13 protein-coding genes are annotated in these 12,359 nt (G+C 71.7%); 1 reads left to right on the top strand and 12 read right to left on the bottom strand.

Annotation, left to right across the window (positions count from 1 at the left end):
- Positions 1–113 precede the first annotated feature (113 nt).
- The 11 genes from AOM05_RS13025 to rpsB form a co-directional block, all read right to left on the bottom strand.
- Positions 114–1,034: a GNAT family N-acetyltransferase gene (locus AOM05_RS13025; protein WP_062522929.1), complete on the bottom strand. Its 921-nt coding sequence runs from the start codon at positions 1,032–1,034 to the stop codon at positions 114–116.
- Positions 1,031–2,164, bottom strand: coding sequence for a flavodoxin-dependent (E)-4-hydroxy-3-methylbut-2-enyl-diphosphate synthase (ispG, locus tag AOM05_RS13020; RefSeq protein WP_062522927.1), 1,134 nt, complete (start codon positions 2,162–2,164; stop codon positions 1,031–1,033). The genes AOM05_RS13025 and ispG overlap by 4 nt, the downstream gene beginning before the upstream one ends.
- A 58-nt stretch (positions 2,165–2,222) precedes the next feature.
- Positions 2,223–3,536 (bottom strand): M50 family metallopeptidase, encoded by a 1,314-nt coding sequence (locus tag AOM05_RS13015; protein WP_062522926.1) that lies wholly within the window; start codon positions 3,534–3,536, stop codon positions 2,223–2,225.
- A gap of 5 nt (positions 3,537–3,541) precedes the next feature.
- The gene (gene dxr, locus AOM05_RS13010; protein ID WP_062522924.1) at positions 3,542–4,696 is read right to left on the bottom strand and encodes a 1-deoxy-D-xylulose-5-phosphate reductoisomerase; all 1,155 of its coding nucleotides are present in this window, start codon (positions 4,694–4,696) and stop codon (positions 3,542–3,544) included.
- Positions 4,693–5,256, bottom strand: a complete 564-nt coding sequence (locus AOM05_RS13005) for a DivIVA domain-containing protein (RefSeq protein ID WP_062522922.1) — start codon at positions 5,254–5,256, stop codon at positions 4,693–4,695. The genes dxr and AOM05_RS13005 overlap by 4 nt, the downstream gene beginning before the upstream one ends.
- The gene (rlmN, locus tag AOM05_RS13000; RefSeq protein WP_062522921.1) at positions 5,256–6,365 is read right to left on the bottom strand and encodes a dual-specificity RNA methyltransferase RlmN; all 1,110 of its coding nucleotides are present in this window, start codon (positions 6,363–6,365) and stop codon (positions 5,256–5,258) included. Before rlmN ends, AOM05_RS13005 begins: the two co-directional genes overlap by 1 nt.
- The gene (locus AOM05_RS12995; protein ID WP_062522919.1) at positions 6,362–7,522 is read right to left on the bottom strand and encodes a phosphatidate cytidylyltransferase; all 1,161 of its coding nucleotides are present in this window, start codon (positions 7,520–7,522) and stop codon (positions 6,362–6,364) included. Before AOM05_RS12995 ends, rlmN begins: the two co-directional genes overlap by 4 nt.
- Before the next feature lie 31 nt (positions 7,523–7,553).
- On the bottom strand, positions 7,554–8,102 hold the full coding sequence (gene frr, locus AOM05_RS12990; protein ID WP_439644565.1) for a ribosome recycling factor: 549 nt from the start codon (positions 8,100–8,102) through the stop codon (positions 7,554–7,556).
- Positions 8,103–8,134: 32 nt separating this feature from the next.
- Positions 8,135–8,803, bottom strand: a complete 669-nt coding sequence (gene pyrH / locus AOM05_RS12985) for a UMP kinase (RefSeq protein WP_439644564.1) — start codon at positions 8,801–8,803, stop codon at positions 8,135–8,137.
- A 143-nt stretch (positions 8,804–8,946) separates the two neighbouring features.
- The gene (gene tsf / locus AOM05_RS12980; protein ID WP_062522913.1) at positions 8,947–9,786 is read right to left on the bottom strand and encodes a translation elongation factor Ts; all 840 of its coding nucleotides are present in this window, start codon (positions 9,784–9,786) and stop codon (positions 8,947–8,949) included.
- An 11-nt stretch (positions 9,787–9,797) separates the two neighbouring features.
- A complete protein-coding gene (rpsB, locus tag AOM05_RS12975; protein ID WP_062522912.1) occupies positions 9,798–10,673 on the bottom strand; it encodes a 30S ribosomal protein S2 in 876 nt (291 codons plus the stop codon).
- Between the two features lie 336 nt (positions 10,674–11,009).
- On the opposite strand from rpsB, the gene AOM05_RS12970 reads away from it, so the two are divergent.
- Positions 11,010–11,528: a M23 family metallopeptidase gene (locus tag AOM05_RS12970; protein WP_169746762.1), complete on the top strand. Its 519-nt coding sequence runs from the start codon at positions 11,010–11,012 to the stop codon at positions 11,526–11,528.
- On the opposite strand, the gene AOM05_RS12965 is transcribed toward AOM05_RS12970, so the two are convergent.
- Entirely contained in the window at positions 11,521–12,345 is an 825-nt protein-coding gene (locus AOM05_RS12965; RefSeq protein WP_062522910.1) for a FliA/WhiG family RNA polymerase sigma factor, read from the bottom strand. The two genes, AOM05_RS12970 and AOM05_RS12965, sit on opposite strands and share 8 nt — an antisense overlap.
- Positions 12,346–12,359: the final 14 nt, after the last annotated feature.

Raw genomic sequence — 12,359 nt, 5'->3', positions numbered from 1 at the left:
GTGCCGGGCACCGACGCCCGTGGAGGGATGCTAGCGCGTCGCGCCTGGTCAGGAATGCATTGAGGCCTACGTCACACCGTGCCAAGCGGCGCGGCTGTCCGGGCGGCGGGAGCCTAGAACATCACGGTGGCGAAGGTGCCGACCCGGGCGAAGCCCACCGCCTCGTACGCGCGGATCGCGACGGGGTTGAAGTCGTTGACGTACAGGCTCACCGTGGGCGCGAGCTGCGAGCGTGCGGCGTCGACCACGGCGCCCAGGCCCGCACGCGCGAGGCCCCGGCCCCGGAGCTCGGGGTGGACCCACACGCCCTGGAGCTGCGCCACTCCCCCGCCGAGCGCGCCCACCTCGGCCTTGAACACCACCTGGCGCCGGCCGTCGACCGTGCCGAGCTGCAGGTAGGAGCGTCCGGCGCGCACCAGGTAGCGCAGCCGCTCCTCGTAGCCGGCGCGGCCGTGGCGCATCGGGTCGTAGCCCACCTCGCCGATGAACATGTGGACGCACGCGGGCAGGAGCAGGTCGTAGTCGTCGAGCGTCGAGCGCCGCACCGCCTCGAGGTCCAGGCCCGCGGCGTCGACGCCGGCCACGCGGGTGGGCTCGTGGTCGATCGCCATCGACACCTGGCGGGCGCGCACCTCGCGCGCGGGCCCCCACCACGGCTCGAGGCGGCCCCACAGGTCCAGCGTCACGTCGGCGGGACCCACCAGCGCCGCGGGGCGGGTGAGCCGCGCGACGGCCGCCGCGGCCACCTCGGCGCGCAGCGTGTCCGCGTCCTCCTGGTCCCCGTCGGGGAGCACCGCGGACAGGTTGGCACCGTTCCACACCAGCCCCACCAGGGACGAGTGCAGCCCGAGGCGCCGCCGCACCGCCCACAGCGAGCCGGGCATCACGCCCGACGCGCGTGCGGTCTCGAGGTGCATGATCGGGACCACGTGCGCGACGGGGTCGCGCATCGCGACCGTAAGGGCCGCGTCCAGGTCACGCCGCTGCAGGGGCGCCAGCGAATGCTGGGCGCGCCTGAGCAGCGAGTCCGTCATGACGCCGCGATCACCTGGGGACTTGCGCCCTCGACGGGCTCCATGGTCTCGGCGATCTTCATCGCCTCCTCGATCAGGGTCTCGACGATGTCGCGCTCCGGCACGGTCTTGATGACCTCGCCCTTGACGAAGATCTGGCCCTTGCCGTTGCCCGATGCGACGCCGAGGTCCGCCTCGCGCGCCTCGCCCGGCCCGTTCACCACGCAGCCCATCACGGCGACGCGCAGCGGCACCTCCATGCCCTCGAGGCCGGCGGTCACCTTCTCCGCGAGCTCGTACACGTCCACCTGGGCGCGGCCGCACGACGGGCAGGACACGATCTCGAGCTTGCGGGGACGCAGGTTGAGCGCCTGGAGGATCTGGATGCCCACCTTGACCTCCTCGACGGGAGGCGCGGACAGGGACACGCGGATGGTGTCGCCGATGCCCTGGCTCAGCAGCGCGCCGAACGCCGTCGCGGACTTGATGGTGCCTTGGAACGCCGGGCCGGCCTCAGTGACGCCGAGGTGGAGCGGCCAGTCGCCGCGCTCGCTCAGCATCTCGTACGCGCGCACCATGACCACCGGGTCGTTGTGCTTGACCGAGATCTTGAAGTCGTGGAAGCCGTGCTCCTCGAACAGGCTCGCCTCCCACACGGCGGACTCGACCAGCGCCTCCGGCGTGGGCTTGCCGTACTTCTCGAGCAGGCGCTTGTCGAGCGAGCCCGCGTTGACGCCGATGCGGATCGACGTGCCGTGGTCCTTCGCGGCCTGCGCGATCTCCTTGACCTGGTCGTCGAACTTCTTGATGTTGCCCGGGTTGACGCGCACCGCCGCGCAGCCGGCCTCGATGGCCGCGAACACGTACTTGGGCTGGAAGTGGATGTCCGCGATCACGGGGATGTTGGACTTCTTCGCGATCGCGGGCAGCGCGTCCGCGTCGTCCTGCGTGGGGCAGGCCACGCGCACGATGTCGCAGCCGGCCGCGGTGAGCTCCGCGATCTGCTGGAGCGTCGCGTTGATGTCGTGCGTCTTGGTGGTGGTCATCGACTGCACGCTGACGGGTGCGTCGCCGCCCACGTAGAGGTTGCCGACCTTGATCTTGCGCGTCTTGCGGCGGGGCGAGATCACGGGTGCGGGCATCGCGGGCATGCCGAGTCCGATGGCTGTCACGTTGTCAGTATCTCCCAAGGTTGTTGCGGCCCGGCCGTCATACCACGCTGACGGGCGCGACGATGTCCGCGTAGATGAGGATGACGCCCATGACCAGAAGCAGGGCGAAGACGCCGTAGGCGAGGGGCATCATGCGGGCCACGTCCACGGGGGCGGGCCGGGGCAGGCCGCGCACGCGCGCCCACCCGTTCTTGATGCCCTGCCAGAAGGCGGAGGCGATGTGCCCGCCGTCCAGGGGGACCAGCGGGATCATGTTGAAGGCGAAGAGCGCGAGGTTGAGGCTGCCCAGCAGCATCAGCATGTCGGCGACCTTGTCGCTCACGCTGTAGCCGTCGAGGTCGGCGCCCGAGATCTCCCCTGCGACGCGACCCACGCCGACGAGGCCCATGACGGAGTCCGTGGTGCGCTCCTCGAGACCGAGCGAGGCGCGGGCGACGTGGTAGACGTTCTCGGGCAGGTGGACGATCACCCCGGCGGTCGCCTCGAGCACGTAGCCGGTGTACTCGAGACCGGCGCCGATCCCCTGGCGCTGCGTCTCGGTCACGGGCGAGATGCCCATGTAGCCCACCTGCTCGGTGACGACCTCGCCGTTCGCGTCGGTCACCACGGCGCCCTCGTCGTCGTAGACGGCGCGGTCGCGCAGCGCGGGCGTGAGGGGGATCTCGAGCGTCTCGCCGGCGCGGTCCACGGTGAGGACCACCTCCTCGCCCGGGCGGTCCGCGACGTAGTCGGTGAAGTCCTCCCAGCCGGTCACAGGGGAGCCGTCGACCGCGGTGACGGTGTCGCCCTCCTGAAGGCCGGACGCGGAGGCGGGCGACGCGGGGTCGCCGGCGGCGCACTCGACCTCGCCGGCGGCGGGCACGCAGGGGGTGACCTGCGCGACGGTCAGGGTCGCGTGGCCCGGGGTGCCCACGAAGAACAGCACGCCCGTGAAGATGAGGATCGCGAGGACCAGGTTGACCGCGGGGCCGCCGAACATCACGATCGCCTTGCGCCACCACGTGAGGTGGTAGAACGCGCGGTGGTCCTCGCCCGGCTGGATCTCCTCGACGGAGGCCTCACGGGTGTCGACGATGAGCTGCGCGATGCGGCCGGTGCCCTGCACGGGCTTGACCGCCTCCGCGGGCGGGATCATGCCGACCAGCTTGACGTAGCCGCCGAGGGGGATGGCCTTGACGCCGTACTCGGTCTCCTTGCCGCGGCGCGACCACAGCGTGGGACCGAAGCCCACGAAGTACTCGCTCACCCGCACGCCGAACCGCTTCGCGGGGATCATGTGCCCCAGCTCGTGCAGCGCGATCGAGACCAGCAGCCCCACGAGCAGCACCAGCCACCCGATCACCTCAGCCATGTCTCCTACCTTCTCACTTCCGCGATCGCGTCCCTCGCCCGGGCGCGCGCCCACGCCTCCGCGCGGTCGACCTGCTCGAGGCTGACCTCCGCGGGGGCGCTGTACTCCTCGACAACGCGCCGGACCGTGTCCACGATCCCGAGGAACGGCAGCACGCCGTCGACGAACGCCTGCACGCACTCCTCGTTCGCGGCGTTGAACACGGCGGGGTGGAGCGCGGACGCCGCCACCGCGTCGCGCATGAGGCGGATCGCGGGGAACGCGTCCTCGTCGAGCGGCTCGAACGTCCAAGACTGCGCGTGGGTCCAGTCGAGCCGCGGCGCCACGTCCGCGAGGCGGTCGGGCCAGCTCAGCCCCAGCGCGATGGGCAGGCGCATGTCGGGCGGCGAGGCCTGGGCGATGGTCGCGCCATCGACGAACTCGACCATCGAGTGCACGATCGACTGCGGGTGGACCACCACGTCGATCCGGTCCATCGCGATCCCGAACAGCAGGTGCGCCTCCGCGACCTCGAGCGCCTTGTTCACCATCGACGCCGAGTTGATGGTGACCACCGGGCCCATGTCCCAGTTCGGGTGCGCGAGGGCGTCCGCAGGGGTGACCCGCGCGAGCGACGCGCGCGAGCGTCCCCGGAAGGCGCCGCCCGACGCGGTCACCACCAGCCGCCGCACCTCGCCGTGCGCGCCGGAACGCAGCGACTGCGCGAGCGCGGAATGCTCGGAGTCGACGGGCACGATCTGGTCCTCGCGCTGCTTCGCCGCCAGCACCAGGGCGCCGCCGGCGACCAGCGACTCCTTGTTGGCGAGCGCGAGCGTCGAGCCGGACTCGAGAGCCGCGAGCGTGGGACGCAGGCCCACCGAGCCGGTCATCCCGTTGAGCACCACGTCGGCGCCCATCCGCGCGGCCTCGACCACCGCATCGTCCCCTCCCCTGACCTCGACGCCCGGAAGGGCGTCGGCGATCTCGGCGGCGACGGACTCGCGTGCCACGGCCACGTAGCGGGGACGATGCGCGCGCGCCTGGGCGACGATCGCACCCGGGTCGGAGCCGCCGGCGGCGAGCGCGACCACCTCGAGGCGGTCGGGGTGGCGCGCGACCACGTCGAGGGCCTGGGTGCCGATCGAACCGGTCGACCCCAGCAGGGAGACGGTGCGGGTCATCCCTCGGAGACGCCGAGCAAGATGTCGACCATGCGCGCGAGGAACGCGTCCACGGTGGCCTCGTCGTAGGCGCGGCTGCCGAGAGCGGAGCGGAACGTCGCGCCGCGCACCTCGTCGGCGGTCAGCGGGGCGCCGCGGTCGAAGAACGCGGTGATGCGCGTGAGCAGGTCGTCGACGTCGCTCGCGCGGTAGCCGGTGCCCACGGCGGACGGGTGGCCGAAGCGCTCGCCGGCGGGGCGGCGCAGGCGCGGGTACAGGGTCTGCGCGCGCTGCGCGAGGTCCTGCATCCACGCGTCCTGGCCGTTGGTGCGCACGAAGGACTCGCGCTGGCGGCCGATGAACGCGGCCTCGAGGCGGTCGAGCGCCGAGTCGACGGCGCCCGTGTCGTAGCCGCCGTGCTTGAGGTCGAACGCGGTGCGGCGCACGTCCAGCGAGACGAGCGAGGAGTCGGGCTGGCCGGGGCGCTCGTACGCGGAGCGGGCCTTGTCGAAGAACTCGTCGACCTGGGTCGGGTGGTAGCCGAGCTTGAGCGAGCCCACCTTCGGGAACAGGGCAGTCATCACCTCTCCTTGATGGCCAGCTGGCCGCACGCGCCGTCGATATCGCTGCCACGAGTATCCCTGATGGTGGTGGGAATCCCGTGCATGCGGAGGATGCGGACGAACTCCTGCTCGACCTTGGGGTCGGACGCGGTCCACTTCGAGCCCGGCGTGGGGTTGAGCGGGATGGGGTTGACGTGGACCCAGCCGTCGCCGCGCGCGTTGAGCTTCTTCGCGAGCAGCTCGGCGCGGTGCGCGTGGTCGTTGATGTCGCGGATCAGCGCGTACTCGATGGACACGCGGCGGCCGGTGGCGTCGAAGTAGCGGCGCGCGGCGTCGAGCGCCTCGTCGACCTTCCAGCGGGCGTTGATGGGCACCAGCGAGTCGCGCAGCTCGTCGTCCGGGGCGTGCAGGCTCAGCGCGAGCGTGACAGGGATGCCCTCCCCCGCGAGGCGGTCGATGCCGGTGACCAGGCCCACCGTGGAGACGGTGACGTGGCGGGCGGACAGCCCGAAGCCCTCGGGCGGCGGGCTGGTGAGCGCGCGCACCGCCGTCATCACGGCCGCGTAGTTGGCGAGCGGCTCGCCCATGCCCATGAACACCACGTTCGACAGGCGCACCGGGTCGCCGCCGAGCTCGCCGTCGCGCGCCTGCTTGGCCGCGAGGCGCACCTGCTCGATGATCTCGCCGGCGGACAGGTTGCGGGTGAGGCCCATCTGGCCCGTCGCGCAGAACGGGCACGCCATGCCGCAGCCGGCCTGGCTGGTGACGCACAGCGTCGCGCGCTCGGGGTACTTCATCAGCACCGACTCGACCTTGGCGTTGTCGATGAGGTTCCACAGCGTCTTGACGGTCGCGCCCTCGTCGGCGGACAGCTGGGTGACGTGGGTGAGCAGGGGCGGGAACAGCTCGGTGGTGAGCGTGTCGCGCGCGCCCGCGGGCAGGTCCGTCATGTCCTCGGGGTCGACCGTGAGGTGGTCGTAGTAGTGCGTGGCGAGCTGCTTGGCGCGGAACGCGGGCTGGCCCAGCTGCTTGAGCGCGTCCACGCGCTCCGCGGGGTCGAGGTCCGCGAAGTGGCGCGGCGGCTTGCCCCGACGGGGCGCGAGCATGGGCAGGGTCGGAAGCGTCATGAGGTCCCCAGGAGCAGAGCGAAGACGATGTAGGCGACCGCGGCCGCCGGGAGCATCGAGTCGAGGCGGTCGAGCACGCCGCCATGACCCGGGATGGCGCTGGACATGTCCTTGACGGACAGGTCGCGCTTGAGGACGGACTCGGCGAGGTCGCCGAGCACCGCCGCGACCACCGCGGCGGCACCCACCGCGGCGCCGACCCACCACTGGCCGTCGAGCAGCACGAGGGCGAAGATGGCCGCGCCCGCGATGCCGAACACGGCGCCGCCGATCGCGCCCTCCCACGTCTTCTTGGGGCTCACACGCGGCGCGAGCGGGCGCCGGCCGATGAGCATGCCGGTGAAGAGGGCGAACGTGTCGTTGAGCACCACCGCCGCGATGACGATGAGGATCCGCTTCCAGCCGTCGTCCGCCATCTCCATGAGGAGCATGAAGGATGCGAGGAACGGGATCCAGGTGAGCGTGAGGATGCCGACGAGCGAGTCGGACAGGGTGTTCTCGACGCGGTCGTCGACGATGCGCCACGCGGTCACGCCCGCGCTGGCGACCAGCAGCGCGACCACGAGCCCCTCGCGGCCGCCGAACCACGTCGCGACGCCCATGCCGACGGTCGCCATCAGCACCGGCGCGAGCGAGATGTGCATGCCGTGGCGGGCGAGCGCGTTGCGCCACTCGATCACGGCGGCCGTGCAGAAGCCGTAGATCGCGACCGCGAACGCGAGCGGGTGCCACCACGCGGCGACGAGCGCGCCCACCGCGAGCACCACGCCCACCGCGGTCGCGAGACCCAGGTTGCGACCGGCCCGCGACGCGGGGGCCGGGACCACCTCCCCCAGCGGGACGGTCACGTCCACCGGGTCCACCGCATCGTCCTCCCCCGCGGTGTGGGGGACGGCGAGCGACTCCGCCGGCGCGACCGCGCGGGCGATCTGCTCGGCGGCGTGCGGCTCCGGGGCGGTCTCGGGGACGTGCTCGACCGCGGCGTCGGCCGGGCCGGGCAGCTCGACCTCGCCGTCGGGCAGGCCGGGGGGCCACACGGTGGGCTCCGCCGGCGCGGCGGTGTCCGCGGGGTGCACGGGCGCGAAGACCGTGGGGCCGGGCGTCGCGGCGCGCTCCGAGGTGTCGGGGTCCGCCTGCTGGCGGCGCCCCCACCTCATGAGACGCCCTGTCGCGCGGTCGCGTCAGGCATCAGACCGCGAGCAGCTCGCTCTCCTTGTGCGAGAGGAGAGCATCGATGGCGTCGACGTGCTTCTTGGTGAGCGCGTCGAGCTCCTTCTCGGCCCGCTGGCCCTCGTCCTCGCCGAACTCGCCGTCCTTGACGCCGGAGTCGATCGCGTCCTTGGCCTTGCGGCGCATGTTGCGGATGGTGACGCGGGACTCCTCGGCCTTGGTCTTGGCGAGCTTGACGTAGTCGCGACGGCGCTCCTCCGTGAGCTGCGGGAGCACCACCCGCAGCACGGTGCCGTCGTCCGACGGGTTGACGCCGAGGTCCGAGTTCCGCAGCGCGGTCTCGATCTCCTTCTTGGCGCTCGCGTCGTAGGGGGCGATCACCACGGTGCGCGCCTCGGTCACGTTGATCGACGCGAGCTGCTGCAGCGGCGTGGGTGCGCCGTAGTAGTCCACGGCGATGCTCGCGAACATCGCGGAGCTCGCCTGGCCGGTGCGGATCTTCGCGAAGTTGTCCTTCGCGACGGCCACCGCGTTGTCCATGTTCTCCTCGGCCTCGAGGAGGATCATCTCAGTCACGCTTGTCTCCTTACGGTGCGACGTCAGGCCGTCACCAGGGTTCCGATTCTCTCACCGAGCAGGGCACGAGTCACATTTCCAGGCGTGTCGAGTCCGAACACCTGCATGGGCATGCGGTTGTCCATCGCGAGGGAGAACGCGGCGGCGTCCATCACCGCGAGGCGCTTCTGCAGCGCCTCCGCGTAGGTGACGGTCTCCAGGCGCTCGGCGTCGGGGTCCTTGCGCGGGTCCGCGGTGTAGACCGCGTCGACGCCGTTCTTGCCCATGAGCACCTCGGAGCAGCGGGTCTCGAGCGCACGCTGGAGCGACACGGTGTCCGTGGAGAAGTACGGCATGCCGGCGCCCGCGCCGAAGATGACGACGCGGCCCTTCTCCATGTGGCGGATGGCACGCAGCGGCAGGTAGGACTCGGCGACCTGGCCCATGGTGATGGCGGTCTGGACGCGCGTGGTGACGCCGGCCTGCTCCAGGAAGTCCTGCAGCGCGAGGGCGTTCATCACGGTGCCGAGCATGCCCATGTAGTCGGCGCGCGAGCGCTCCATGCCGCGCTCGGACAGCTCCGCGCCGCGGAAGAAGTTGCCTCCACCGACGACGACGGCGACCTGGACGCCCTGGCGGACCGCGTCGGCGATCTCGCGGGCGACGCGGCTCACCACGTCGGGGTCGAGGCCCAGCTGGCCTCCGCCGAACATCTCGCCGGAGAGCTTGAGAAGCACGCGGCGCGCCGCCGGGGCTTCCTTGCCTTTGATCAGATCGCTGGTCTCGGACAAGGAAGAACCTCCTGACGGCGCGCCGCGCCTTGCTCGTTTATGGGGTGGTGCTGATGCCTCGAGGCTTAGGCTCCCACACGGAAGCGGGCGAAGGCGACCACGTCGCCACCCGTCTCCGCGACGACCTTGCCGACCGTGGTCTTCGGGTCCTTGGCGAACGCCTGCTCGAGCAGCACGTTCTCCTTGAACCAGCCGTTGAGGCGGCCCTCGATGATCTTCGGCAGCGCGGCCTCGGGCTTGCCCTCGGCGCGCGACACCTCCTCGGCGACGCGACGCTCGTTGGCGACGGTCTCCTCCGGCGCGTCCTCACGGGTGAGGTACGCGGGCGAGTACGCCGCGGTGTGCATCGCGACGTCCTTGGCCACCGGGGCGGCCGCGGCGTCGGTGCCCACGAGGACGCCGACCTGGGCCGGGAGGTCCTTGTTGGTGCGGTGGAGGTACTCGGTCACGACCGGGGCCTCGACACGCGCCACGCGACGCAGCACGATCTTCTCGCCGAGCACGCCCGCGTTGGCGTCGATGACGTCCTTGACGGTCTCGCCGTCGAGGTCGGCCGCGAGGGCCTCCTCGGCGTTCGACGCGCCGGCCGCGACCACGGCGTCCAGGACCTTCTCCGCGAGCGCGATGAACTTCTCGTTCTTCGCAACGAAGTCGGTCTCGGAGTTGAGCTCGAGCAGCGTGCCGACCTGGCCGCCGTCGGCGTCCGTGATCGACGCGAGGACGAGGCCCTCGGAGGCCGAGCGGCCCTCACGCTTGGTGACGCCCTTGAGGCCCTTCACGCGAAGGATCTCGACGGCCTTGTCGACGTTGCCGTCCGCCTCGTCGAGCGCCTTCTTCACGTCGAGCATGCCGGCACCCGTGCGCTCGCGGAGCGCCTGGATGTCCGCAACGGTGTAGTTCGCCATGTGATGCGTCCTTACTTCTCGTCCGCCGCGGCCTCGGGGGCCTCGGCGGCGGGGGTGGTCTCAGCGGCGGGGGTGGTCTCAGCGGCGGGGGCCTCCTCGGCCTTCTCCTCCGCCTTCGCGCCGTCGAGGAGCTCCTGCTCCCACTCGGCGAGGGGCTCGGCGTCGGCCTCGGCACCGGCGCCGGCGTTGCCGCCGCCCGCACGGAGGCGCAGGCCCTCGGCGACCGCGTCCGCGATCACGCGGGTGAGCAGGCCCACCGAGCGGATGGCGTCGTCGTTGCCGGGGATGCCGTAGGCGACCGAGTCGGGGTCGCAGTTGGAGTCGAGGATGCCGACGACGGGGACGCCGAGCTTCTTCGCCTCGTCGACCGCGAGGTGCTCCTTGTTGGTGTCGACGATCCACACGACCGAGGGGACCTTGCCCATGTCGCGGATGCCGCCGAGGGTCTTGTCGAGCTTCTCCTTCTCGCGACGGAGGTTGAGCAGCTCCTTCTTGGTGCGGCCCGAACCGGCGACGTCGTCGAAGTCGATCTCCTCAAGCTCCTTGAGGCGCGCGACGCGCTTGCTCACCGTCTGGAAGTTGGTGAGCATGCCGCCCAGCCAGCGCTCGTTGACGAAGGGCATGCCCACGCGCTTGGCCTGCTCGGCGATCTGCTCCTGCGCCTGGCGCTTGGTGCCGACGAAGAGCACGGTGCCGCCGTGCTGGACGGTGTCACGCACGAACGAGTAGGCGTCATCGATCTTCGACAGCGACTGCTGGAGGTCGATGATGTAGATACCGTTGCGCTCGGTGAAGATGAAGCGCTTCATCTTGGGGTTCCAACGGCTGGTCTGGTGACCGAAGTGGACACCCGAGTCGAGCAGCTGGCGCATGGTCACGACGGCCATGGCACTTCCTTTCGCACGCGCGCGGCGCGTGCCTTCATTCGTGGCACCCTGGCGGGTGCCGGTTTCGGTTGACGATGCGGGCCGGACGGCTCACATCCCTGGCGCCACCGCGGTCGGGCACCGATTGCTCGGACCTCGCCCTTCCGGCGTCTCCCTCGCGGGAGCCGTGTGACGCGCGACGTCATCCGGGCATGCCGGATGCGGGGTCAATCGTACCGGAGGGAGGGGCCCGGCGCGAACCATCGTGATGTCCCCAGCCCCACACGTCGAGCCGGCCGTCCACAGGAGGCCCGGCGGGGCTCGCGCGGGGACGCGTGCGGGACCAGGATCGACCGCATGACACGGTACCTGCGGGCCCTCGCGACGCTCGCGGCGGCGTGCGCGTTGATGGGCGCCGCGGGAGCCTCCGCGGCCACGCCTGACGGTCAGGCGCCGGTGCTTACGGCGCCCGTCGCGCCCCTGCGCGCGGACGCGCTGTTCGTGGCCCCGGCGGCGCCGTGGGCGTCGGGGCATCGCGGCGTCGACCTGCTCGCGGCCGTGGGCCAGGTGGTGGTCGCGCCCGGCGACGGGGTGGTGGCGTTCTCGGGGCGCGTGGTGGATCGCGGCGTGGTCACCGTGGACCACGGCGGCGGGGTGGTGACGTCCCTGGAGCCGGTCTCCGACGCTCCCCCGGCGGGCACGGCGGTGGCGCGCGGCGAGGCGTTCGCGGTGGTGGGCGAGGATCCGGGCCACTGCGCACCCGCGACGTGCCTGCACTGGGGCGTGCGCGTCGACGGTGTCTACGTGGACCCGCTCGACCTACTCGAGGGCTTCGGGCCGGTGGTGCTGCTGCCGCTGGCGGAGGCCGTCAGTTGAATGCGCCGGTCCGGATCAGCGACTCGCGGAGCTTCTTCACCGCCGCCGAGTGGATCTGCGAGACCCGGGACTCGGTGACGCCCAGGATCTCGCCGATCTGCGCGAGGGTGAGGTTCTCGTAGTAGTACAGGCGCAGGACCTCCTGTTCGCGGTCGCGCACCCCCTGCACCGCGGCCGCGAGCAGGGCTGAGGTCTCGCGCGCCTCGAGGCGCGTGGAGGCCTGCATCATGGCGGGCGAGCCGAGCGTCGGGATGGGCTGCGTGTCGGGCTCGGCGGGCATGCCGTCGAGGGCCGCGACGTGCGACAGCGCGACCTGGGCGCGCACCGTGCGCACCTCCGCGGTGTCCCAGCCGAGGTGAGCGGCGACGCGCTCGTCGCTCACGGGTCCCAGGAGCTCCTGCTCGAGCTGGCGGGTCGCGTGCTCGAGCGTGCGCGCCTTCGAGCGCACGGAGCGGGGTACCCAGTCGGCGGCGCGGAGCTCGTCGATGATGGCTCCGCGGATGCGGGTCGACGCGTAGGTCTCGAACTTGAAGCCGCGCGCGGGCTCGAAGCGCTCCACCGCGTCGATGAGGCCGAACATGCCGTACGAGACGAGGTCGGCGAGCTCGACGGTGTCGGGCAGCTTTGCGATGACGCGGGTCGCGACCTGGGTCACGAGCGGCGCGTAATGCGTGATGAGCGCGTCGCGGGCGGCGGCGCGGTCGGGGCCGTCGGCGGCGTACATCTCCCACCACACGGCGGTCGCGCCGGCGGGCCCCCGCACGGCGACGGGTGCCTCGGGTTCGGTCTCGGAGAGCAGGGCGTTGAGCTCGGACATGATGGCGTCTCCCT

Source organism: Demequina silvatica (assembly GCF_000971215.1).
Classification (GTDB): Bacteria; Actinomycetota; Actinomycetes; order Actinomycetales; family Demequinaceae; genus Demequina; species Demequina silvatica.
The sequence above is the reverse complement of the archived record's forward strand: the minus strand, read 5'-3'. Positions and strand labels throughout refer to the sequence as shown.